Source organism: Bacillus sp. J41TS8, from assembly GCF_018333035.1.
Lineage (GTDB): Bacteria > Bacillota > Bacilli > Bacillales > Bacillaceae > Bacillus > Bacillus paralicheniformis.
Genome location: NZ_BORF01000025.1, coordinates 1 through 22,696 on the forward strand (window position 1 = coordinate 1; position 22,696 = coordinate 22,696).

20 protein-coding genes, 1 pseudogene and 1 riboswitch are annotated in these 22,696 nt (G+C 44.9%); of the genes and pseudogenes, 2 read left to right on the forward strand and 19 right to left on the reverse strand.

Annotation, left to right across the window (positions count from 1 at the left end):
* Nucleotides 1-155: 155 nt before the first annotated feature.
* The 5 genes from KI350_RS22195 to KI350_RS22215 all read right to left on the reverse strand — a co-directional run bounded on the left by KI350_RS22195 (nt 156) and on the right by KI350_RS22215 (nt 4,582).
* A complete protein-coding gene (locus KI350_RS22195) occupies nt 156-545 on the reverse strand; it encodes a YpbF family protein (protein WP_229029999.1) in 390 nt (129 codons plus the stop codon).
* 121 nt (nt 546-666) lie between these two features.
* Entirely contained in the window at nt 667-1,395 is a 729-nt protein-coding gene (locus KI350_RS22200; protein ID WP_025811217.1) for a LysM peptidoglycan-binding domain-containing protein, read from the reverse strand.
* A 1-nt stretch (nt 1,396) separates the two neighbouring features.
* Entirely contained in the window at nt 1,397-2,041 is a 645-nt protein-coding gene (locus tag KI350_RS22205) for a CPBP family intramembrane glutamic endopeptidase (protein WP_020451986.1), read from the reverse strand.
* Nucleotides 2,035-3,531 carry a RecQ family ATP-dependent DNA helicase gene (locus KI350_RS22210; RefSeq protein WP_020451987.1) on the reverse strand — a complete coding sequence of 499 codons (1,497 nt, stop codon included), beginning with the start codon at nt 3,529-3,531 and terminating at the stop codon, nt 2,035-2,037. The genes KI350_RS22205 and KI350_RS22210 overlap by 7 nt, the downstream gene beginning before the upstream one ends.
* The gene (locus KI350_RS22215) at nt 3,524-4,582 is read right to left on the reverse strand and encodes a YpbB family protein (RefSeq protein WP_020451988.1); all 1,059 of its coding nucleotides are present in this window, start codon (nt 4,580-4,582) and stop codon (nt 3,524-3,526) included. Before KI350_RS22215 ends, KI350_RS22210 begins: the two co-directional genes overlap by 8 nt.
* Nucleotides 4,583-4,845: 263 nt before the next feature.
* Between KI350_RS22215 and KI350_RS22220 the strand changes: the two genes are divergently transcribed.
* On the forward strand, nt 4,846-5,094 hold the full coding sequence (locus KI350_RS22220; RefSeq protein WP_003183064.1) for a ferredoxin: 249 nt from the start codon (nt 4,846-4,848) through the stop codon (nt 5,092-5,094).
* A 136-nt stretch (nt 5,095-5,230) separates the two neighbouring features.
* Here the strand turns inward: KI350_RS22220 and KI350_RS22225 are convergent, their stop codons facing one another.
* Nucleotides 5,231-5,812, reverse strand: coding sequence for an ECF transporter S component (locus KI350_RS22225; RefSeq protein WP_020451989.1), 582 nt, complete (start codon nt 5,810-5,812; stop codon nt 5,231-5,233).
* Between the two features lie 154 nt (nt 5,813-5,966).
* A riboswitch (FMN riboswitch) is annotated at nt 5,967-6,100 on the reverse strand.
* A gap of 253 nt (nt 6,101-6,353) precedes the next feature.
* On the opposite strand from KI350_RS22225, the gene serA reads away from it, so the two are divergent.
* Nucleotides 6,354-7,931, forward strand: coding sequence for a phosphoglycerate dehydrogenase (gene serA, locus KI350_RS22230; protein WP_020451990.1), 1,578 nt, complete (start codon nt 6,354-6,356; stop codon nt 7,929-7,931).
* A 251-nt stretch (nt 7,932-8,182) separates the two neighbouring features.
* Here the strand turns inward: serA and KI350_RS22235 are convergent.
* The 13 genes and pseudogenes from KI350_RS22235 to resA all read right to left on the reverse strand — a co-directional run.
* Nucleotides 8,183-8,803, reverse strand: a pseudogene (locus KI350_RS22235) (peptidoglycan DD-metalloendopeptidase family protein); the annotation flags it as partial.
* Between the two features lie 123 nt (nt 8,804-8,926).
* Nucleotides 8,927-10,033 (reverse strand): GerMN domain-containing protein, encoded by a 1,107-nt coding sequence (locus tag KI350_RS22240; RefSeq protein ID WP_020451992.1) that lies wholly within the window; start codon nt 10,031-10,033, stop codon nt 8,927-8,929.
* Nucleotides 9,969-10,553: an RNA polymerase sigma factor SigX gene (gene sigX / locus KI350_RS22245; RefSeq protein ID WP_003183073.1), complete on the reverse strand. Its 585-nt coding sequence runs from the start codon at nt 10,551-10,553 to the stop codon at nt 9,969-9,971. The genes KI350_RS22240 and sigX overlap by 65 nt, the downstream gene beginning before the upstream one ends.
* A gap of 255 nt (nt 10,554-10,808) precedes the next feature.
* Nucleotides 10,809-11,723 (reverse strand): LCP family glycopolymer transferase, encoded by a 915-nt coding sequence (locus KI350_RS22250; protein WP_025811215.1) that lies wholly within the window; start codon nt 11,721-11,723, stop codon nt 10,809-10,811.
* Nucleotides 11,724-11,757: 34 nt separating this feature from the next.
* Nucleotides 11,758-12,588, reverse strand: coding sequence for a polysaccharide deacetylase family protein (locus KI350_RS22255; protein ID WP_020451994.1), 831 nt, complete (start codon nt 12,586-12,588; stop codon nt 11,758-11,760).
* Between the two features lie 327 nt (nt 12,589-12,915).
* Nucleotides 12,916-14,049 (reverse strand): WD40 repeat domain-containing protein, encoded by a 1,134-nt coding sequence (locus KI350_RS22260; protein ID WP_020451995.1) that lies wholly within the window; start codon nt 14,047-14,049, stop codon nt 12,916-12,918.
* Nucleotides 14,046-15,497: a HAMP domain-containing sensor histidine kinase gene (locus tag KI350_RS22265; RefSeq protein ID WP_020451996.1), complete on the reverse strand. Its 1,452-nt coding sequence runs from the start codon at nt 15,495-15,497 to the stop codon at nt 14,046-14,048. Before KI350_RS22265 ends, KI350_RS22260 begins: the two co-directional genes overlap by 4 nt.
* Nucleotides 15,498-15,500: 3 nt before the next feature.
* On the reverse strand, nt 15,501-16,202 hold the full coding sequence (locus tag KI350_RS22270; RefSeq protein WP_020451997.1) for a response regulator transcription factor: 702 nt from the start codon (nt 16,200-16,202) through the stop codon (nt 15,501-15,503).
* A gap of 401 nt (nt 16,203-16,603) precedes the next feature.
* Entirely contained in the window at nt 16,604-18,385 is a 1,782-nt protein-coding gene (locus KI350_RS22275) for an ATP-binding protein (protein ID WP_003183082.1), read from the reverse strand.
* The gene (locus KI350_RS22280; RefSeq protein ID WP_003183084.1) at nt 18,382-19,104 is read right to left on the reverse strand and encodes a response regulator transcription factor; all 723 of its coding nucleotides are present in this window, start codon (nt 19,102-19,104) and stop codon (nt 18,382-18,384) included. Before KI350_RS22280 ends, KI350_RS22275 begins: the two co-directional genes overlap by 4 nt.
* 144 nt (nt 19,105-19,248) lie before the next feature.
* Nucleotides 19,249-20,424: a c-type cytochrome biogenesis protein CcsB gene (ccsB, locus tag KI350_RS22285; RefSeq protein WP_003183086.1), complete on the reverse strand. Its 1,176-nt coding sequence runs from the start codon at nt 20,422-20,424 to the stop codon at nt 19,249-19,251.
* A gap of 25 nt (nt 20,425-20,449) precedes the next feature.
* A complete protein-coding gene (gene resB / locus KI350_RS22290) occupies nt 20,450-22,078 on the reverse strand; it encodes a cytochrome c biogenesis protein ResB (RefSeq protein WP_025808105.1) in 1,629 nt (542 codons plus the stop codon).
* Nucleotides 22,078-22,611 carry a thiol-disulfide oxidoreductase ResA gene (gene resA / locus KI350_RS22295; protein WP_003183090.1) on the reverse strand — a complete coding sequence of 178 codons (534 nt, stop codon included), beginning with the start codon at nt 22,609-22,611 and terminating at the stop codon, nt 22,078-22,080. Before resA ends, resB begins: the two co-directional genes overlap by 1 nt.
* Nucleotides 22,612-22,696: the final 85 nt, after the last annotated feature.

The following is a 22,696-nucleotide window of genomic DNA, read 5'->3' on the forward strand; positions in this document are numbered from 1 at the left end:
TCGCGCTGATCTTTAGAGTGCTTAGACAACATGGAAAAACCTCCAAAAACTAGATTTCACTCACATTTTAACAAAAAAAGCTTGTCGATCAAGCCACTTTTTATGGCTTTGTCGACAAGCTGAAAGACGTTTCTTTTAATAAGAAAACGTCTTTTTTATTTGCTTTCAAAATAAAGATTAATGTCATACTGCTGTTTCATGATCTTAAAAACCGTTTCCCTTGATTTCCACTCTTCAGGCTGGGGCCATAAATCCGTGCTTTTCTGAATAATCTCGCATCTCAGCTTATGAAATTCCCCTTCTGCTTTTTCTTCCTTCTTTTTAAAATAGTAAGCGGTGCTGTATGCAAAAGCGGCCGACAAAATCCAAAGCAGGTAGACGGAGTCATTCAGCAAGCCGGAAAGGAAGCCGTTTTGCCCGAGCCCTTTTGACGCTGCAAACAAACAAAACGAAACCGCACATATCGCCGCCAGCGCCTGCCACCTGAATGTCTGTCTGGCATAGTTTTCGTACTTTTTCTTCCTTTTAATTAAGGCGCGGAGCATTTGTTTCGTCGGTTCGTCCGTAAAACGGTTCAGCTCTTCAAGCTCGCTTCCCACAGTCCTCACACCTTGTCCTATTTGATAGTACAATGTATATGTATTCGCGGGCAAAATGATGCCATTGTTAATAAATCGGGATATTCAGAATCTGGCCGGTGTAGACATTGTTGCCTGATAATTGATTATAATTGCGGATTTTTTCCTCTCCTGACCGGTTCTTATAATATTTCATCGAAATCCGATAGAGCGTCTCTTTTTCGCCAACCGTGTGCTTCAGCACCTTTTTGGGCTGCGGCGCTTGCTGAACGGGCGGCGTTTGAGCTGCGCTTGCCGTTTTCTTCTCTTGTTTCGCAGGCTGCTTCGGCGCGGTAGGCTTCTTTGCAGCGACAGGCTTCTCCTCAGCTTTTTTTGCCTCTTTAGGCTGCTCTTTTTCCTTTTGCTCGTCTTTTTTTGACGGTTCATTCTCTTTATTTTCCGATTGTTTGCTCTCTTTCAGCTTTTCTTCTTGAAGGGCGGCGGCTGTATGCTGCGAAGCCGCCTTTTGATCCGCTTCTTGTTCACCGTTTTGATTTTCATTCGTCATTCCCGTCTCACCGGATTTGTTTTCATAAAACACATTATCATACTGATCAGAGTTGGAATCGCCGCCTTTGTCTTGGTTCAGCATGTACATAAACACCACGAAGACGATGATCGGAATGAAAACAAACATGACTGCAAGTGACGTGAATAGCGGATTTCTGTCTTTATTCTTTTTTTTGCTGTGCTTCTTTTTTTTGTGATACGTCTGCCTGGAAGGAATGTCATCATCAGGTGTCTTCAGTTCAACAGCCGCGGCCGCCTCCCGGCTCATTTCAGCACGGGTCTTCTCCTGCTCCTTCTTCTTCCTCTCTATCCTTGACATCTCCGTCATGCGAACTCCTCCTTACGTGTTGAAAACGAATCTGGCACGCAAATACAACATCGATCAAAAAGTGTGCCGTCACAGGAACGAATAAATTCCCTGTCCATTCAAAGCTCAATCCGAGCAAAAAGCTGATGGACACAACCATTACAAACAGCAGCCATTTTTTCAAATAACGAAAATGCAAAATCGCGAAAATAATGCTCGCTGCCCAGAGACCGAAATGCGTCTGAATAACGCCTCTGAACAATATTTCCTCTGCAAATGCAATGAAAAGGGTAAGAATCACGATATGCGGGTACGAGCGTTCACGAAAAAGCTTTTCATTTATCCCTTCATCGTCATACATATGCTTCGGAGCCCATTTCATCACCATCAGGTCGGCGATAATCACGAGAGCCGCGAGCGGCGCCCCGTATTTCAAGATGCTCAAGTCCGATGGATTCCAAAGCGACAAAAAATCGTCTGCATCATCAAATAAAAAGATGCCCATCAATAATGCGGTAAAAAGCATCAGCATCTGGGAAAAATAGAGCTGTTTCAGCATTTCCCTGTCTGACAGGCGACGTATGATTTCCGACTGCTTTTTCAGCATACACGATCACAGCTGGCGGCAAATATGGCATCTAATTCTTCTTCCCACGCTGTCAATTTGTTCATAGACGGACGGTCTCCTTTGGCTTCGTATGCTTCAAGACTTAAACCGCAGGATGTACAACACGCTGTGTCATCTGTTTCCAGCAGTTCTTTTTGTTCATTAAAATAAGCGAGCAGGCTTTCCCTGAAACACCCTTCGCTTTCGGTGACGGCGGCGAACCCCGCCGCTTTTTTCAACTTGAGCTCCCTGCGGCTGTCCATCTCCCTCTGAATGACCGCCCGGCCGTCGCCGCCCAGATGATGCACCTTCTGATAAAGATGTAGAAAATGGCGGGCTTGCGTTTCCGATAAACCGGCCTGCTGCAGCACTTCCCGCCGGCTTCGCTCATCTTTCACTCCGGCAAGCTTTTCGTATAAAAAGCCGATATCACTTTGAGAGAGAGCTTCCATTTGAATGAGCTGCTCCTGGATTTCCTCGTCTCCCGGAGCTTTCAGCAAAATGCTGACACTCTGCTTTCCATCCCTGCCCGCACGTCCGATTTCCTGCAGATACGCCTCTGTCGTCTGCGGGAGGCTGAAATGGATCACATATCTGACATCAGGCTTGTCCACTCCCATACCGAAGGCGTTTGTACAGCAGACCACATCAAGCTGGTTGCGGATGAACTGCTGCTGGATCAGCATCCTGTCGCCTGCCTCCATCCCGCCATGATAAAATCCCGTTCTCAATTTAGTCTCATCACGGAGCATGTCAGCCAATTCTTCAGCCCATTTTCTCGTCGGGCAATAAACAAGACCGGGACCTTGCAGCTTTTGAACCAGCTCTGTCAGCCGCTCCGTCTTCTCAGCGGTATCCCGAAGCTTTTCAATATGAAGCGCAATGTTCGGGCGATCAACGGAATGGATCAAATAATTGGCGCCTTTAAGCCCCAGCATATCTGAAATGTCCTTCAATGTCGCTTCCGTTGCCGTCGCTGTAAGTGCCAGAGTGACGGGATGACCGAGGAGCGCCTTGATGTCTCCAAGCTTCGAATAATCTGGCCTGAAATCATGCCCCCATTGTGAAATGCAGTGAGCTTCATCAACGACAAAAAGGCTGACATTGAGCAATTGAAGCTTATTCAGCATTTGGCCGGACTGGAGCGCTTCTGGTGAAATATACAGATATTTGAGACTGTGAAGCCGACTTAATACGTCATTTTTTTCTTGGTGTGTCAAAGCGCTGTTCAAGGCCGCAGCCCGCTTCTCTCCGCGCATCTTTAATTGCTGCACCTGGTCTTCCATTAAAGACAAAAGCGGCGAGACGATCAGGACGGTTCCGTCTTTCAACAGCCCTGGAAGCTGATAGCACAGCGATTTCCCGCCTCCTGTCGGAAGCATCGCCACCGTGTCCCGCCCCTCCAGCACGCTTTTGATGATCGTTTCCTGGCCTTTTTTAAACGTATGATAACCAAAATACCGGCGAAGCGCCTGATGAAGTTTATCCATTCCTGATCACCGTTTTCGACAGAGCGAGGCGGATTTTAAAATAGCTGTAGCGGCCGCCGAGCCCCTCTTTAATTTGTCTGATTTTATTGGTTTGGTTCGCTTTCGCATAATCGGCAATGATTTTCTGCTCCTCTTTCGATACGTACTGATCGATGGAAAAAGACGGATCATGAATGGCAATTTCCACAATGTGATCCTCGATCGTCGCCGATTTCAGCTTTCGAATGTCTGCGATCCGGTCTATTGTATGCCCTTCTTTTATAAGAAAAAGCGTTTTTCTCGTCGATTGTGTGAGACCATCCTTTAAAGGAATGTCCTGAATGAGCGTTTGAAAAAGCGGACTATCACCATTTTGGGCGGATTGAATAAAATGATGCAGAACATCCCAAAACAGTGCATATATGTACCACTCATCAAGGTCCATTTTTTCGGAAAGCTGTCGAAATGTATAGCCCGCTTTTGCCCCGGAAGTCAGGGAGTGAACAAAAATAGCGGCCTGTTCATCATGATTCAAAACAGACAGCTTCTCTTTCAGCTCATGGTGAAACTGGGCTGCTGTTTCAACGGGATTCCGGTTTCTTAAATATTGTTTAACCCAGTTCTGAACCTGATAATCTTTTACGATCGGCAAATACACGCGTTCGCGGTAAAGCTTGTTGGAGAGCACTTGAATCAAAAGCGACATCCTTGCCCACATGATTTTGGCTGCCGCCTGATAATAGCCGCCGTGAAAATGGCGGGGCCACGGGTAAAGGGCAAAAAAGCCGGCAAGTTCCGCTTCTCCTTTTTCGGTGACGGTGTAAGCGCCGCTTTCCGCTTTTTCTCTGACCAAAGCCTCCTGTTTCAATTGCTGAACGCTGACTGTCACCTGCTCTCTCGACAGAGCCGAACAAAAGCCGAAGTATTTTGAAACGGCAAATAAACCGGCATCCTGTATCGTCTGTGACGACCTTTTTCCTTTTAATAAATGATAGACCGCGCTTGAAGAACGCTCACCCTTCATGGATGACAGAATGTCGAGCACAATGGCGTCAAAAAAATGAACCGGCATATCATCACCTACAATCTTCCGGCAACATTCGATCTTTTCTTCTTTTTATTTTAACAGATTTTGCGGAGAAATCGACGTTTAAACTCATATAAAAGGGGTATGTTAGCAGTAGAACCCTTGTGTGATAAGCATTCTCAATATTTTTGAGTTGAAATGTAAGATTAACACCATTACAATAAGGAATGGGAATAGGTTTCATATCGGATAGATAGAGGGTTAAACCATTTGTTCCAACGAAGAACAATCTGGGAGGTTTTTTATTCATGCCAAAATATACAATTGTAGACAAAGATACGTGCATCGCATGCGGAGCTTGTGGTGCTGCGGCTCCTGATATTTATGATTACGACGATGAGGGAATCGCGTTTGTCACCCTTGACGACAATCAGGGTGTCGTCGAAGTCCCTGACGTCTTGGAAGAAGACATGATGGACGCGTTTGAAGGCTGTCCTACAGATTCGATCAAAGTTGCGGATGAGCCGTTCGAAGGCGACCCGCTTAAACACGAATAAAGCAAAAAAAAATCCGGTACACAAGGTACCGGATTTTTTTTATCAAATAAGCACTGCTTCGCCCACAAGCAAAAAGAAGCCGGCTCCTTCTGCAGCAGAAAATACCCGGCACAGCGCCGGGTATTTTCATGTCTATTTATTTGGCGGCCATGCGGACGTTTTCCTTCAGCCGCGGTTTCAACGAAAGGAAAATCGGCGTGGACACGAGAGCCACAGCGATGCCTTTGATGAAATTAAAAGGCAGAATTCCGGCCAAAACTGTGGTTTTGAGCGCTTCTCCCGATAACGCTGGAGCATTTAAAAACCAAGTGTAGGCAGGCAGAAACAATAGATAATTTAAAATGCTCATCGAAACGGCCATCACAAGCGTCCCGGCGAAAAGAGCTGTGACAAATCCTTTGGCAGAACTTGATTTTTTCAGCAGCACAGCCGCCGGCAGGATAAACAATGTTCCTGCAATGAAGTTAGCCGCCTGATCAATCGGAACGCCTGAGGCGCTTCCGGCAATAAAGTAATTCAGCACATTTTTGATCGCTTCAACGGCAATTCCGGCTCCCGGACCATACAAAATCACAGCGAGCAGTGCCGGGATATCACTGAAATCGATTTTTAAATACGGGAATGCCCCCAAGATCGGAAAGCTCAGCATCATTAAAATAAATGCGATGCTGCTCAGCATGCTGATTGAGACGAGACGTCTCACCTTGTTGTGTTTCATTTTGTCACTCTCTCCTTTTCGATCACATCTCACGAAAAGAGGAATGGTTCTTTCCCCTGCCCTAAACAAAAAACCCGCTTTATTGAAAAAGCGGGGCTGTTTTACAGACAGGTCAAATAAACGTTTGAAAATATCATTTCAAAACGCACGGAACCTCCATCTTCTCCCATCCAGACTATACTGTCGGCTTCGGAATCGCACCGAATCCTGCCCCTAAAGAGGCTCGCGGGCTTAGAGCGCTTGCTCATCACCGCCGGTAGGGAATTTCACCCTGCCCCGAAGATTGATCTTATTTATTTTTGATACTGATATTATTATAAATGAATTGTGAAAAATTGTACAGATTCAAAGCTTATTGCGCTGTTTTGAGACGTCCTTCAGGATATTTCGGCAAACTCACTTTTTCCACACGCTAAAAACCGCACATTCACAGTTATTTCATTTTTAATTTTCGTCTTTCCGCGCGAAACTCATTGACACCCTTTATGGAATATGGTAAATTATCAGATATTTATGACGCTTATTTAGGAGGAAATCTTACATGTTTCGAGTATTGGTCTCAGATAAAATGTCCAGCGACGGCCTCAAACCATTAATGGAAGCAGATTTTGTTGAAATTGTAGAAAAGAATGTTGCGGAAGCGGAAGACGAGCTTCATACGTTTGACGCTCTCTTGGTGCGGAGCGCCACGAAGGTGACCGAAGAATTGTTTAAAAAGATGACTTCGCTAAAAATCGTTGCCAGAGCAGGTGTCGGCGTCGACAATATCGATATTGACGAGGCGACAAAGCACGGTGTCATCGTCGTAAACGCGCCAAACGGAAATACAATTTCAACTGCTGAACATACTTTTGCAATGTTTTCAGCGTTAATGAGACATATTCCGCAGGCAAACATCTCCGTTAAATCAAGGGAGTGGAATCGCTCGGCTTACGTCGGTTCAGAGCTTTACGGAAAAACGCTCGGCATCATCGGAATGGGCCGGATTGGAAGCGAAATCGCGAGCCGCGCAAAAGCGTTCGGCATGACCGTTCATGTATTTGACCCGTTTCTGACTCAAGAAAGGGCAAGCAAGCTCGGCGTTAATGCGAACAGCTTTGAAGAAGTTCTGGCATGCGCCGACATCATTACGGTTCATACCCCGCTCACAAAAGAAACGAAGGGACTTTTGAACAAAGAAACCATCGCAAAGACGAAAAAAGGTGTTCGTCTCGTGAACTGTGCAAGAGGCGGCATCATTGATGAAGCGGCGCTTTTGGAAGCTTTGGAAAGCGGACATGTCGCAGGCGCTGCCCTCGACGTGTTTGAAGTCGAGCCTCCGGTCGATTCAAAACTGATCGATCATCCGCTTGTGGTCGCGACTCCTCACTTGGGCGCTTCAACGAAAGAAGCCCAGCTGAATGTTGCTGCACAAGTTTCCGAAGAAGTCCTTCAGTATGCGCAAGGAAATCCTGTGATGTCTGCGATCAACCTGCCGGCCATGACAAAGGATTCATTCGAAAAAATCCAGCCTTATCATCAGTTTGCCAATACGATCGGAAACCTTGTGTCCCAATGCATGAATGAGCCTGTTCAAGATGTAGCCATCCAATATGAAGGCTCTATCGCCAAGCTTGAAACGTCATTTATTACGAAAAGCCTTTTGGCCGGATTCCTGAAGCCGAGGGTCGCGGCTACCGTCAACGAAGTGAATGCCGGCACTGTCGCGAAAGAGCGCGGCATCAGCTTCAGCGAAAAAATTTCTTCCAATGAGTCAGGCTATGAAAACTGCATTTCTGTAACTGTCACCGGAGATGTGACGACATTCTCTTTAAGAGCGACGTACATTCCGCACTTCGGCGGTCGCATCGTTGCCTTAAATGGCTTTGATATCGATTTTTATCCGGCAGGACACCTTGTGTATATTCACCACCAGGATAAACCGGGGGCTATCGGCCATGTTGGACGAATTTTAGGAGACCATGACATCAACATCGCCACTATGCAGGTGGGCAGAAAAGAAAAAGGCGGAGAAGCGATCATGATGCTTTCATTTGACCGCCACCTTGAGGACAACATTTTAAATGAGTTGAAAAACATCCCGGATATCGTGTCTGTTAAAGTCATCGATCTTCCTTAATAAAAAGCCCCGGAACCTGAAAGAAATTCCTTTCGGGTTCCGTTTTTTTAGGAACTCTCCTTGATCTCAAGCAGCTGGCGGGGATAAATCTGCTCTCCTTTCAAATCGTTCCATTCTTTGAGGTGCCGGACAGTAACGCCCATTTTTTCAGCGATATGATGAAGCGTATCCCCTTTCTGCACCACATATGTGCCGGTCTTCGGTTCATCGTCATGAAGGCGGAGTGTTTGGCCCGTCTTAAGCTTCGAATGTTTCAACCCGTTTATTCTCATGATCTCCTTGATTGCTATACCGCGATCCTTGCTGATTTTCCAGAGCGTGTCCCCTTTTTGAACAATTACCGCACCGCTCATTGTCCCGGTGTTTTGATGAACGTGGACAGCATTTTGCCGGAACGCCTCTTCACGAAGCACTGTCAGCGGATTGATTGCATATCTTTTATCTTCAGTCCATGAACCGTGATGCATTTCAAAATGCAGGTGGGTTCCGGTGGATATTCCCGTATTGCCGATGATTCCGATTTGCTCGCCTTTTTTCACCCGTTCTTTTTCCTTTTTCAGGCGTTTGCTTAAGTGGGCATAAACGGTTTCATACCCGTTGTCATGTTTGATAAATATCACGTGGCCGTAGGATTCGGATTGATACGATTTGCTTACCGTTCCGTCTGCGGCAGCCGCTACAGCCTCCCCTTCGGGAGCGGCGATGTCAAGCCCCTTATGCTTTCCGTCTCTCGTCCCGAATTGATCTGTGATCTCCCCTTTAATCGGTTCAATCCACTCTGAAGCTGCCGCCCCCGGCGCGGTGACGAGAAACGCAAGCCCCGAAAGCCATGCGAACGCGAACAGGAAGTTTTGATGTCTGAGTATCTTCAAGGTTTTCCATATCCTCCTATTACAAGCATCTGCGGTAAAATTCCCCCTATTCGGAGACAGCTTAGTATACTTCCAAATCAATACATTTTATACATCAAAAAAAGACTCCGCGCAGGGAGTCTTTTAGCTTTCTATCGTTATCGGATTCGGTGCGTACGGAACCTGTACAGATTTCGACAAGTCATAAGCGCCGACCTTGGTTGTGGATGCATTTTTAAATTTCACTTTTGTGAACCCGAAATCTTTGGCGGTCAATAGAAGGCCTTCTACCATCAAGACGTCTTCAGGTTTATTTTCAATATTCGCGGAGGAAGAAAATTGAATGATCAGTTCTTTTCCATTCTTTTGAATATCTTCAATCTGCGTATCATCGGATAGAATGGGTTGTAAATGAGTGCCGCTTTCTTTATTTTTCATCATCTTTATCGCTTCCTGCACCGTTTCGTAAGATTCGCTTGAAGGTGCAAGGAACCGGCGTCCGTCAGAGCTTTCATATAAATAGTAGCCTTTTTGCGTCTGATGCATAATCGCCATATCGGCGAGCATTCCGAATGATTCAAATTCAACGCCGGATTTATCATCGGAAATAAACAAAACAGAATCATATGAACCCCATTTAAAGGTTTCATTGATCACATTTTTCAGCCGTTCGAAATCTTCCACTGAAAGCTCCGGTATTTTTTCATTTACTTGAATCGTCAGTTTTTTACCGTTTTTCTGTTCTTTGAACTTCACCTGATCCAGATAAGCTGTATCAAATGATGTAAATTGGTCCACATTAAGCCGGCTGTACGCGTGAAGCGCATCTTCAAGATTCGTCATGCTTATGCTTTTCTCAAGACTTATCGGGACAACGACAGACTTGGACTCATCAAGGAAAGCGAAGGTGATATAGTCGTCTTTTTGATTCTGGGAGACGACAAACGTATTTGCAGGTTCAGACTTGGCAGCATCAGCCTCCGTCTGCACCAATTTTCCGTCAGATGAAATGTTAGCGTCGGCGCTGTTTTGAGATTTGATCTGTTCGATTAATTGAGGAGTGATCAGCATCAAAAGAAAGAGAACCAAAACTGTAGCAGCAAATGCGCCGACCCGTTTTTTCGGTGATTTACGCTTTGGTGCGAGAATCAGCTTTTGATAGATCTGATTTGCCGAACGATTATCCTTAACCGTTGGAAGTTGGCTTAGTAACGCCTTCAGCCGTTCTTCGTTCCATTCTGACTTCTTCATTCTTTGGATCCTCCTTCAAAAGCTCCATCTGTTTACGAAGCACTTTCAGACCGCGATGCTGAGTGGTTTTTACCTTGCTTTCGGAAAAATTTAAGGCTTTTGCCGTTTCACTGATCGAATACCCTTGGATAAACCGCAATACGATAACGGATCTTTGATCAAGCGTACACTTGTCAAGGGCTTCGAAAATTTCCTTCAGGTTTTCATTCTGCATCACGATGTCCTCAGGCAGAGGCTTGCGGTCTTTTACATCTTGTTTCTCCCAGTCAAACGTCCCCAAAATCCGCTGGCGGATCGTCTGCTGCTTTCTGAACCAGTCGATCGCAACGTGCCGCGCAATCGAAAGAAGCCAGGTTTTTTCACTGCTTCTGCCTTCAAATGTTTCATAAGAATGCAGAACGCGGATGTATACTTCCTGAACTAAGTCTTCTGCCTGGTTTTTGTCTTTTACCATATAAAATAAAAACTGAAATAAATCTTGATGATACTGATCATATATTTTCTGAAAGGTTTCTTCCACCTGAAACCCCTCCGTTCAATTTATTGTCGTTTGTCAATCTTAAAAGGTTACATTACAACTATTACAACTATATTACGAACATATGAAAATGGAAAGGGGGTTTAACTAAAGTTAAGGTTAATTTTAACTTCACAAGCATAAAAGCACCTGTTCTAAATGAACAGGTGCCAAGCTTCTCACTGAGCTGTGTCCGAATACTCATAATCGGAACGTTCCTTAAGGCGGTTCCTTTGAAATGGCCTGATTTTCATCCGTTTATGACTTTAAGTCCAATTGTTGGCGAAGCTTTTTGGAAATCGCCTTTCTCTTTTCATCAGTCACGAGGTGATACCATAAGCCGTCAACTTTTTTATCTTCACCCTCAATTTCGATCTGTTTAATATTCTTAGCAGCTTCTTTATAAGAATGTTGAATATCGATCATCTTGTCCAGTGTTAAGTTTGTTTTGATGTTTTTTTCTAATGCTGTCAAAATCTCTTGATAGTTTGTTAATGATTTTAATTGGGCACCTTCATGAATAATTTCATTGATGATCTCACGCTGCCGCTCTTGACGTCCAAAATCACCGCGGGGATCGTCTTTTCTCATCCTAGCATATGTCAAAGCAGTTTTGCCGTCAAGATGCTGCTTCCCTTTTGACAGATGCACGCCTTCAAGGGTGAAATCAATCTGATTATCCACCGTTACGCCGCCAATTGCATCCACAATATCTTTAAACCCATCCATATTGATTTTAATATAATAATTGATTGGAATGTTCAAAAATTGTTCTACAGTTTCAACGGTCCCTTCAATTCCGCCATAGGTGTAGGCCGAATTCATTTTCGAAAATTTATTCTTCGATTTGATAAACACCCTTGTATCACGCGGAATACTTGTCATTGTCGTTTTCTTTGTCTCCGGGTTAATCGTCATCACAATCATAGAATCCGGTCGTCCTTTATCACCAGGGCGCTCATCTATCCCTAATAAGAGAATGGATATAGGATCATGCGCAGCATTATCCTTCTGCTCGGCATCCCGGTGAAGAGGCTCGTACATTCCATTGATTGATTTTGCGACGGTACGGTAAATCCCGTATGACACCACACTGCCAATCGTGATCACTAGCGCGAGGGCAAACAATATCACATTTTTCATCTTTCGTTTTCTTTTTCTCATTTTCACCATAGTATCCCTTCCTTGTTCATGCATCTCATATTTTTTAATTCCATCTGAAATGAACCGGTTTGATCGAATCATGCATTGGTTTCATTTCATATCCGTTTTCTTGGAAGTATTTCAATAGTTTCTCCAAATGGGCCGCGGTCGTCGGTTTTTCATGCATTAATACGACAAGCGGCTCAACACCGGAAAGGTTATTGACTTGCTGAATCACATTATTCACAAATTGACCGTTCGTATTTGCAGATTTCCAGTCCTCTGAATCAACAGTCCAATCCCAAAGGTTAAAATGGTCGCGCTTAATGACTTCTTGAAATGGACCGGTAATATAAGGCTTTGATCCGTAAGGCGATCTGATCAAATGTGTGTCAATGTTGGTCGTTTCTTTTATCGTTTTCAGCGTATCGTTCATTTCTGCTGCAAAGCTTTCAGGAGATTTATAGATTTTCGATACTTGGTGCGTCACTCCGTGAGAGCCGACAGAATGGCCGTTTTCAACCATTTTCTTCACAATATCGGGATTTTGTTCGATATTCGGTTTTAACATGAAAAAAGTAGCTTTTGCATGATACTTATCGAGCAAACTTAAGATTTTATCTGAAGCTGCAGGATTCGGCCCGTCGTCAAATGACAAGTAGACGACCTTTCCGATTTCCGGCGCTGTTTGCTTGTTTTCTTTTTTCTCTGCTTTATGTTTGCCTCCCGTCACCGGTGCTGAAGCGGCGGAATTTTCTTTTAGCGGTTCCTGCTTTGGACCGGCAAGTGCATTCCAAGAAATGCATAACAAAGTGACACCCAGTACAATCAACATACCTAGCACTAATTTTCCTAGTGCGCTCAATTTATGATCTTCTTTTGGTGAATTTGACACTTTTTCCAACTCCTTAAGCTGTAATTATCAATCACTAGGTTTCTTTTAATCTCGTCACATACAAATGACAATTTTCAAGCTGCTATTTTGAAGACAACGTTCTATAAGAAGGATGCTCTTTAAATATAAGGGGAAGATATCGCAGAAGTTCGACCAACTTGTAAACAAAATGTCACAAAAAGAGGAAATACATCATTTTTTGAGGAACAATAATAAGACTTATTACCTTTCAGGAAACAGTAAGAAAGGAATAAACGGGTGAAAAGAAAAACCTTATTTCGGTATTTAACTGAAATAAGGTTTTTTTGCCTGATATTCAAACAGCGGTTATTTAAATGTGATGATATAAGCTTGTTCTTCTAAAAATCGCGCCGATGCACTCTCCATTGAAGGATACTGGTATTGAGCGCTAACGAGCAGGCTGTTGCCGTCCGGACTCCAATATATTTCCGAAGGGATGGTGCCGTGGTATATCGGTTCCTCATAGAGGATATTTTTCCCCTGAAGCTTGCCTGCATAGATATTGTCTTCATCCTTCAAAGAGTAAGCGATTTTCTTTAAGTCGTTTGAGAATTTAAAAACAGTTACTTTTTCGAGCAAAGCAGAAAGCTCGCCGTTTCTGCGATCATATTCGTACAGGGTTTCTCCTGTGTCCAGGAATACAAATTGATCATTGTTTAACCAAACCGGCCCGCCGCGGCTGTCCAGACGCTTGTCCTGGATTTTAATGCGGTTGCCGTCAATCGTTCCCATTCTGATTCCGTACTCGTCGGAACGCTGCAACTCGGTAAGCAGAAAATCTCGTCCATTATCAGAGATGTTAACGCCTGTAAGCGAGTTTTTCTCCGCAAAATCGTTCAATGTATACGTTTTAAGCGTTCCGGAAGCCGTATCATAAACACGGAGGCTTGTCTGATTCCCTTGTCCGGCATCTAAAACGAGGTAACAAACGTATCTGCTATTATTTGACCATGAAACATCTTGGACATAGACCTCATTGCTGGCGGAGATGCTGGCGATTTCCGTTTTTTTACCGTTCGCCGGCGAAATCAGCTGCATGGATGCCTTACTTAATCCCAAATTGACTCCGGCGATACGCTTTCCGTCTGGAGACATTTTTAGGTTGGACATATTGCTTTCAATGCCTTTTACGATTTCGGCTTTTTCATAGGGGGAGGAAAGACGCTGAAGACTGCGCGCCGTACGTTCAGATGTCCCATCTCCCTTGAAAAAACCGACGACGGAATCCGGTGAAGACCAGCCAAGCAGCTGCCCTGCTTTTGGAAGGCGATAGATCGTATTGACTTGAAAAGGGCGGGTCTTCTGGTCACCGACATGATTGTCTTCCCCGCTTGGGATGATAATCGTTTCAGATCTTTTTCCGACATTATAACTGGACACGATAATAGCCAGAAACAACAGCACTCCTGCCCAAATGATAAACGGTTTGTTTTTCATCATTTCTCAACCTTTGCGTAAGCTAATTCAACATGAATCACTGTTTGGTTTTCCTTGTAGTACATCTCGATTGTTCCTCCGTGTTCGTCAACAATTGTTTTCACAATGCTTAATCCCAAGCCTACACTTCCCTCTTCCTTAATCTTCTGATTGACTGAATAAAAAGGCTGGAACATTTTGGAGTGTTGGTCATTTTCCAATGGAGCACTTGGATTCTTGAATGTAAAAAGAATGTTTTCTCCAGTGATTTCGGCCTTAATGATGATTTCCGAATGAGATAAGCTGTATTTGATGGCGTTGTCCAGCAGATTGATGAAAAGCTGGCGCAGCCTGCTCACATGACTGTGAACGTACAGGCCATCTTCAATGTCACAGGTGATCTTTTTCTTATACCGTTCTGCCCGAAACTTCATCGATTCGCAAACATCTTTTAAAATTTCCCCTGCGTCGACCCTGTCAAATTGAGCGCCTTTGGACTGTTCCCGGGATACTTCAAGAAGCTTGATCACCAAATTGTGCAGGCGTCGGCTTTCTTCAACAATATGGTTCATTCCTTTATCAAAAAAAGCCCGATCCGATTCCCCTTTATTTTTTATGATCTCAGCATATCCTTGGATAGAGGTCAGAGGTGTTTTCAGCTCATGCGTCATATTGTCAAAAAATCGTTTTTCTTGTTCGTTCAATTCCTTTAAACGGTCACGATCTCTTTCAATGGTTAAAATTTGTTCTCGAATCCTGCTGATCATATCGTTAAAGTTGACGGCAAGCTGGCCGATTTCATCTTTTCTATTAAAGTGGATATCCATATCCAGCTTGCCCTTCTTGACTTGTGAGGTGGCATCTGTCAGCTTGACGAGCGGAATCGTGATATGTCTGGACAGGATATAGGAGAAAAGGAACGCCGCCACAAATATGGCAAGCGCGATGTAAAAAACAATATCCAGAACCTCTCCGCTTTGCTTATACAGCAGGTCGAAATTTTTCGAAAAACGCAATATGCCTACTTTTGTGCCTTCAACGACAACCGGATATGAAAAAAACACTTCTGCTTTGTTGCGGTTATAAGTGATATGATAGGCAGTCTTTCCTTTGATCGCCTGTTTCAGATCTTCATCACTCCCTCGGGAAAACGCCTTCTGATCAGAAGAAGACAACAATGCGCCCTTCACGGTATAAACACCGACATTGCTTCCTGTGGAGTGATTCAAATTATCTACCATTTCATCGGCCATATCACCGAAATAAAGTTCATTGTTTTTATAATGATTGATTAAAAATGCCTGGTTTACATAGACGATACTGTTTTTTTTCAGTTCGACTAAATCAGATGTTACAATTTTTTCATTACTCGACCAAATCACGTTCTTAACCGTGTGATTGAGCACAAGGAAAGAGAGAGAAAAAATCAGAAAAAAGCCAACAATAAACTTGCCCTTGATGGTCCGTAACACTCTCTACTCCTCCTGCTTCTCGAATTTATATCCGATACCGAACACCGTTTTAATCAAGTCGCTTGCATCAAGCTTTTTGCGGAGCCTTTGAATATGGGTATCAACTGTGCGGGTGTCACCGAAAAAATCGTATCCCCAAACGAATTCCAAAAGCTCTGAACGCGTAAAAACTTTTCCCCGATGGTCAACCAAAGTCATCAGCAGATCATATTCTTTAGGAGTCAATTCGACGGCTGATCCGTCTTTTTTCACCAGTCTTTCACCCGGAACGATCACAATATCTTTAAACCGGATCTCATCCTCTTTTTCCGTTTCCCGTTCGTTCACATGATAGGCTTGTTCCAGACGCCGAAGGATCGTGCGGATTCTCGCGACAACTTCGCGCAGATCAAACGGCTTTGTAATATAGTCGTCGGCCCCGAATTCCAACCCGAGTATTTTATCCGTGATATCTGATTTGGCGGTGATCATCAGGATCGGAATATTATAGCTTTCGGTCACTGTTTTGCAAATATCCAATCCGCTGCAGTCAGGCAGCATCCAATCGAGCAGCAGAAGATCAGGTTTGAACTGATCTAATTCCCGCATGCCTAAGGAGCCGTTATTGACCGTGCACGTTTCAAAACCTTCGGACGTCAGCCCGTATGAAAGCAAATCAGCAATTGCTTCATCATCTTCAATAATCAGTATTTTGGTTTTATCCATAAAGTCATCACTCATTCCCTGTTTCAAGCTTATGTTTCTAAAAATCTCTTTTGTTTCTCGCATCCTTCTATAGAGATGATACATAAATCTAAACCAACATTTGACTTTCCGCAATTGGATCGCTGGCGGGCTTTAAGGCGCAGAAAAAAATGAATGGCCTTTTATAGATGATCAGAACGGGTCCATATCGTTTTTACTATGACAAAGTTTCCGGTTATCCCAAATTCTTCATCGAAGACCATCTGTCTTTTGGAATTCCCACTCTTTTAACGGTAACAAAGGCAAAAACGTTTCAGGATAAGCAGACATTTTACAAATTGGATACATTTTGTTCTCAAATAACGGAGCACCTGTTCTGCATGAACAGGTGCTCTTTGTTTCGTATGGAACAAGATTCTTCGTCAAATTTGGCCATCATCCTGCTTATTTCTTGGAATGTAGAACGTGAAGGAAGTACCTTCGTTCAGCATGCTGTGGACGGTGATCGATCCGTTGTGTGCATCGACGATGTTTTTGACGATCGCAAGCCCGAGGCCAGTCCCGCCTTTTCCTCTCGTCCTTGCTTTATCGGCCTTATAAAAGCGTTCAAAAATAAACGGCAGATCCTCTTCGGGAATCCCGCTGCCGGAGTCTTTCACGGCAATCTTCAGCCCGCTTTCAGCAGACTGCACATCGACATGAACGGTGCCCCCGGCATTTGTATGGCGGATCGCGTTGTCAATCAGGTTGGTTAAAACCTGCTCCATTTTGTCCGGATCAAACACAAATTTTGCTTCATGCAGATCAAGATTGTGAGAAAGCGTAATATTTTTGTCCCCGGCCACTCCGTAAAACTTTCTGAACACTCTCTCAAAAAACTCGCGGAGCTCCACCGGTTCAACGTTTAAGGAAATATGCCCCGCCTCCATTCTGGCAAGGTCCAGCAAATCATTCACAAGCCTTCCCATTCTTAAAGACTCGTCATAGATGACCTGGGCGATTTCCTTTTTTTCTTCCTCAGAGCTTGCGATGTCGTCAACGATCGCTTCACTGTACCCTTGAAGCATCGAAATCGGTGTTCTCAGCTCATGGCTGACATTGGCGATAAAATCTTTTCTCAGCTTATCAAGCCGTCTTTCCTCCGTCATATCCCTCAACACGGCAACCGCTCCGCGTACATGGGACTGATTGTACAGCGGACTCATGAGCAGCACCCATGTTCTGCCTTGCAGGGTCATTTCAATCATCTGCTCTTTCTCCGTGCTGACGGTGTTTTGAAAAAGCTCTCGCGCTTCGGGAGGCAGTTCATGGCCTTCTTTTACATTCATGTTCTGCTCATAATACCAAGCCTGTAAAAAGCGTTCAGCCGGAGGGTTTGTCACAAGGATTGTCCCGTCGATATTAATGGTGATCACGCCGTCGGCCATACTGCTTAAGATATTCGACAAATGCTCCTTTTCCTGATTGAGTGCCGTAATGTGAAACTTCAGCTGGCGCCCCATTTGGTTAAAGGCAATCGCCAGCTCGCCGATTTCATCCTGGGTCAGAATCGGAATCTTCGTATCAAACTTCCCTTTCGCCAAGTCCTGGGCACCCTGCCGCATTTTTCTGAGCGGGTAGGTAATCCGGCTTGAGAGGAAGAAAGCGAAAATCGTCGTTAACACAATCGCAATCGCAGCGGCAAAGAGGATATACCTCGTCGTATGCTGTGTCGTATCCTTGACGGCAAGAAGCGATTGAGAAAGAAACACCATGCCTTCATCTTCGCCTTTCCCGTAGGGTACGCCGACAATCAGCTGATCGTTCTTTTGATTGGAGATAACCGTCCTCTTCTGCACTTTTTGATGCTTGCGAAGCGCTTCGTTCAGATCTGGATCGTTTTTAATATCTTTTAATGTGATGGAAGCCACTTTTTGATGTTCCCGCGGTGAATACCAATATTCATTCTCATTTTTGATGACGGCGATGCTCGTCAGTTCATCGGCAAGCTCCCATGTAATCGATCTGGCTGTCTCCTGGTCTTTATGGTTTTCCATGATGACGGCCACCTTGCTGGCGAGCTTTGTCAAATCAGCTTCCGCTTCATCTACATGGTAGTTTTCAATAAACTCGAGCAGAAAGAACGTAAGGATAAATAAGACAAATGAAACCAAAAGCAGTATGGTAAACCACAGTTTACCGACTACGCTCTTCCAAAACTTCATTCGTTTCCGACCTCAAATTTATACCCGACGCCCCATACTGTTACGATTTTTTTCGCAGCTTTCGGCGAGACTTTGTTCAATTTTTCACGTAAACGTTTAACATGGGTATCGACCGTTCTCAAGTCGCCGAAAAACTCGTATTGCCATACTTCCTTCAGCAGCTTTTCACGATCGTATACTTTATCAGGGGTTTTGGCCAGAAAGTAAAGCAGTTCGTATTCTTTCGGCGTCAGGCTGACTTCCGTTCCGTCCGCCATGACTCTGTGAGCATCGTGATCAATGGATAAGTGAGAAAAAACAAGCACATTTTTTGCCGTTGTATCCGTATTCAGGTAAGAGGTTTGCGATGATCTTCTTAGGAGCGCCTTGACTCTCAGCACCACTTCCCTCGGACTGAAAGGTTTCACAATGTAGTCATCGGTTCCGACTTCAAAGCCCTGCACCCGGTTCGCTTCTTCGCCTTTCGCCGTCAGCATGATGATCGGAGTGGCTTTTTTATCGCGTACTTGGCGGCATACTTCAATGCCGTCGGTTCCCGGCATCATCAAATCGAGCAGGATTAAATCGTAATCGTTGCCGAGGGCTTTGTCGATGGCTTCATCGCCATTCTCGGCTTCTTCGATCTTGTAGTTTTCCCTTTCAAGGTACATTTTTAAAAGTCGTCTGATTCTTGCCTCATCATCTACTACTAATATTTTTGTCTCTTTCGTCTGTTCCATCGTAAACCTCCTGATTTGAATCTTCTTACATTCATTTTATTAGAAAAGCGATTGTAAGCCAAGCCAAGAATGCCTTTCCTCAATTTAAAACAAAAAGCTGCGGAAGGCCCGGTGAAAAGCCCGGACCTTCCTGCACCGCACGGATCATGCATAAGAGTGAAGCCCGGCGATGACAAGGTTTACAAAAATAAGATTAAACATAATAATGGCAAAACCGATGACGGCGAGCCACGCCGATTTTTCGCCGTGCCAGCCTCTCGAAAGCCTGAGATGCAGATAAGCTGCATAAAACAAAAATGTAATCAGCGCCCAGACTTCTTTCGGATCCCAGCCCCAGAATCTGCTCCACGCCAGCTGTGCCCATATCATCGCGAAAATAAGCGCGCCAAGCGTAAAAACCGGAAAGCCGATCGAAACGGAGCGATAGCCGATTTCATCGACAAGGTCAAGGTTCACATTTTTCACGAGCGGCTGAAGAAGCTGACTGATGCGTTTTCTGATGATCAGCCTGATGACACCGTAAAGCAAGGCGCCGGTTCCAAACGACCAGAGAACGGTATTCAGCTTCCGGCCTGAAAAAATGGGCGGCACATTGACAAGCGGCTCCATTCTCTCCTCCGTTAAAAGTTCTCCTTTATTCGGGCCGATAAGAGCGGGAAGCTCGTAAATCATGACGTCTTCCTGGTTGTCTTTATCAATCCACTTAAACTGCGCCTCATAGCCCCCAATGCGGAATGAGGTCGTCACAAGGATAAACGCGAGCGTTGTCACAAGCATAAACATGACACATTCGAGCCAGAACGTTTTTTTGCCCGGCTTTGAATGATCCACATGCTTGAGCAGAAAGATCACGCCGGCGACAAAGCTGATGGCGAGAATCGCCTGCCCGAGGGCTGCAGTCGTGACATGAATATACAGCCAGTTGCTTTGAAGCGACGGAATCAGCGGTGTGATATCGGTCGGAAACATGCTGGCATATGCGATCAAAAGCAGGACAACGGGAAGCGTAAACAGTCCCAATGCAGACAGCTTGTAAATAAAGTAGATGATGATGAACGCCAGGACGAGCATCATGCTGAAAGCAGTTGTAAATTCAAAGAGATTGCTGACCGGCGCGTGTCCGGAAACGATCCATCTCGCAATAAAATATCCAAACTGGCATACAAATCCGATGATCGTGATCAACACTGCGATCGATGCCCAGCGGTTCTTCTTCTTCCGGTCTGAAGCCTTGCTCCTGATGGAGCCGCCAAAAAAGAAGACCGCTGAGAGATACAAGAGAAATGCCGCGTACAATAAATTGCCGCTTAACTCTGCCATGAAAACCCCTCCCTATGCTGGCCGTTTATTTTTTTTCCTTTGACAGTTCTTTTTGATCGGCCGGTTCGGATATCCCCGTATCCGCGAGCGCGGCCTTCAAGTCCTGCTTCAGCCCGTACCAGTTTTTGTTCGTATGTCCGGCGACGAGCACATGCCCGTCCAGCGTTCTGAGCCAGATCCTTCTATGGTGCCAGTACATCCCCTGAATGACGCCGATCATAAAGATGGCACCGCCGACAATGAGCACCCACAAAGTCAAATCTTTTCTAATTGTGAGGCCTGAGAGATTCTTCGTTTCGACATGGTCAAACTTCATTTTGTATTTATTGTCGTCAGAACCTTCGATTGTTTCCTGAATCGCCACGAAACTTTTTTCTCCTTTAGGCTTATCCGGTGCGGTGATCTGGAATACAAATGCCGGATTGTTCGGATTCCTCGTTTTCGTGCTCGGTTCCCCGTCTTTGTTAAAATAAAAGTCCGGCAGGTAGCTTGCTATATGAACTTTGTAACCGTTACCAAGATCATATTCCGGTTTCGGCTCCAAGAGGTCGATTGCCACTTTGCCGAAGGATTTCCCGCTGTCTTTTTCAATCAGCTGAAACACCATTTTGTCGAGCTCGCCTTCCTTGTATGTCAGCTGATAGAGTGCATATGAACCGAATTTCAACGGGTCATTGACCTTGATCTTGCCGTTTTTCACTTTCTTCAATTCAGGCGCTTCGCCCGGCAGGCTGTCATTTTTTCTTTCATACAGTTCAACATCGGTTTGATATGTTTTTGCGACAGTCCCGTCACCAGCTTTGGTGATCGCCTCTGAAAATACTTCTTTTTCTTTTTCACTGTCGTACATTTCTTTTATAAACCGGTTGTTTTTCAAATAGTAATGGCCGTCAGTTCCCGGAATTGGCACCGTTTCCCCTTCCCTGATCCAAAGGGTTTCGTCGACATACATGCCCGGGACAAATCTGAGCATGACCCCGATGAGGAATATAATCAGTCCGATATGGTTAACATATGGGCCCCACCTTGAAAAACGGCCTTTTTCGGCAAATAGGTTGCCGTTTTCTTCCTTGACGCGGTATCGTTTTTTCTTCAGCTTACCGATGATTTGCGATTTTGTGTCCTCAGACATGTCCGCTTCCGTCCGGCTGAATAGGCGCTGCCTCTCCATAAAGTTCGGATTTCGCGTGACGCCCTGGTTTTTCAGAGCCCTGTACAAAGGAACGACCCGGTCAAGGCTGCAGATGACAAGCGAAATGCCGATTGAGGCAACCAGAATAATAAACCACCATGAACCGTAGAGATTGTGAAAACCGAGAGCATAATAGATTTGTCCGAGAAGCCCGTATTGTTCGCTGTAGTATGTATCAGCCTGCGCACCCGGCGGCAGGAACATTTCCTGCGGAAATATCGTTCCAAAAGCGGATGCTGTCAGCGTAATGACGATCAGCCAGACGCCGACCTTTACAGACGAAAAGAAATTCCATATTTTATCTACGATCGTTTTATTATAGGTTTGAGAGCGTCTCGCACTTCCGTCATACCGCATGTCAAGGAGTTTGGCATCCTGTTTGACCAGCGGCTTTCCGCACGATTCACACAAAACGGTACCCGCCGGATTCACATGGCCGCATTCGCATTTGATTTCTTTCATCATGACGATCCCTCTGGTTTGATCATATTCATATAATCGTGGATCATCCGTTCTGTCATCTCGCCCGTCACGACCTTGACAATCTCTCCGTCAGGGTTGATCAAAAACGTGGTCGGCAGCGGTGTGACATCATATGCGTTAAGGACCTGCCTGTCTTTATCAAGCACAACCGGAAAATTGACGCCGTGGTCTTTCATAAAGTTTCGGACGGCGAGGTTCGATTCGCCGACATTGACGGCGACGATTTCCACCCCTTTATCCTTAAACACCTTGTATTGATTCGCCATATAAGGAAATTCTCTTTTGCATGGTTCGCACCATGTTCCCCAAAAGTTTAAAAATACCCCTTTGCCTTTTAGTTCGTCCAGTTTGAGACGGTTGCCGTCAACATCCTCCAGCGAAAAAATGGGAGCTTTTTCCCCCACCGCCACACTCTCCGTGTTTTGAAACACGGCGCTGTACAGCGTGTAGCCAAGCGCTGCAAGCAGCACAAGGAGGATGCCTGTCCGAATGTAAAAACGCTTTTTTTTCATAATCCGCCCCCTCATGTAGACATTCAGTATCATTATATCATCTCAAGACTGACTGCCATTTGCCTTTTTTGAAGGTTGTGTGAAA

Coding starts and splice junctions, on each gene's coding strand:
- KI350_RS22195 (WP_229029999.1), bottom strand. CDS start 545: ATGCTCCGCGCCTTAATTAAAAGGAAGAAAAAGTACGAAAACTATGCC.
- KI350_RS22200 (WP_025811217.1), bottom strand. CDS start 1,395: ATGAGCCGGGAGGCGGCCGCGGCTGTTGAACTGAAGACACCTGATGAT.
- KI350_RS22205 (WP_020451986.1), bottom strand. CDS start 2,041: ATGCTGAAAAAGCAGTCGGAAATCATACGTCGCCTGTCAGACAGGGAA.
- KI350_RS22210 (WP_020451987.1), bottom strand. CDS start 3,531: ATGGATAAACTTCATCAGGCGCTTCGCCGGTATTTTGGTTATCATACG.
- KI350_RS22215 (WP_020451988.1), bottom strand. CDS start 4,582: ATGCCGGTTCATTTTTTTGACGCCATTGTGCTCGACATTCTGTCATCC.
- KI350_RS22220 (WP_003183064.1), top strand. CDS start 4,846: ATGCCAAAATATACAATTGTAGACAAAGATACGTGCATCGCATGCGGA.
- KI350_RS22225 (WP_020451989.1), bottom strand. CDS start 5,812: ATGAAACACAACAAGGTGAGACGTCTCGTCTCAATCAGCATGCTGAGC.
- serA (WP_020451990.1), top strand. CDS start 6,354: ATGTTTCGAGTATTGGTCTCAGATAAAATGTCCAGCGACGGCCTCAAA.
- KI350_RS22240 (WP_020451992.1), bottom strand. CDS start 10,033: ATGAAGAAGTCAGAATGGAACGAAGAACGGCTGAAGGCGTTACTAAGC.
- KI350_RS22250 (WP_025811215.1), bottom strand. CDS start 11,723: ATGGTGAAAATGAGAAAAAGAAAACGAAAGATGAAAAATGTGATATTG.
- KI350_RS22260 (WP_020451995.1), bottom strand. CDS start 14,049: ATGATGAAAAACAAACCGTTTATCATTTGGGCAGGAGTGCTGTTGTTT.
- KI350_RS22270 (WP_020451997.1), bottom strand. CDS start 16,202: ATGGATAAAACCAAAATACTGATTATTGAAGATGATGAAGCAATTGCT.
- KI350_RS22275 (WP_003183082.1), bottom strand. CDS start 18,385: ATGAAGTTTTGGAAGAGCGTAGTCGGTAAACTGTGGTTTACCATACTG.
- KI350_RS22280 (WP_003183084.1), bottom strand. CDS start 19,104: ATGGAACAGACGAAAGAGACAAAAATATTAGTAGTAGATGATGAGGCA.
- ccsB (WP_003183086.1), bottom strand. CDS start 20,424: ATGGCAGAGTTAAGCGGCAATTTATTGTACGCGGCATTTCTCTTGTAT.
- resB (WP_025808105.1), bottom strand. CDS start 22,078: ATGAAAGAAATCAAATGCGAATGCGGCCATGTGAATCCGGCGGGTACC.
- resA (WP_003183090.1), bottom strand. CDS start 22,611: ATGAAAAAAAAGCGTTTTTACATTCGGACAGGCATCCTCCTTGTGCTG.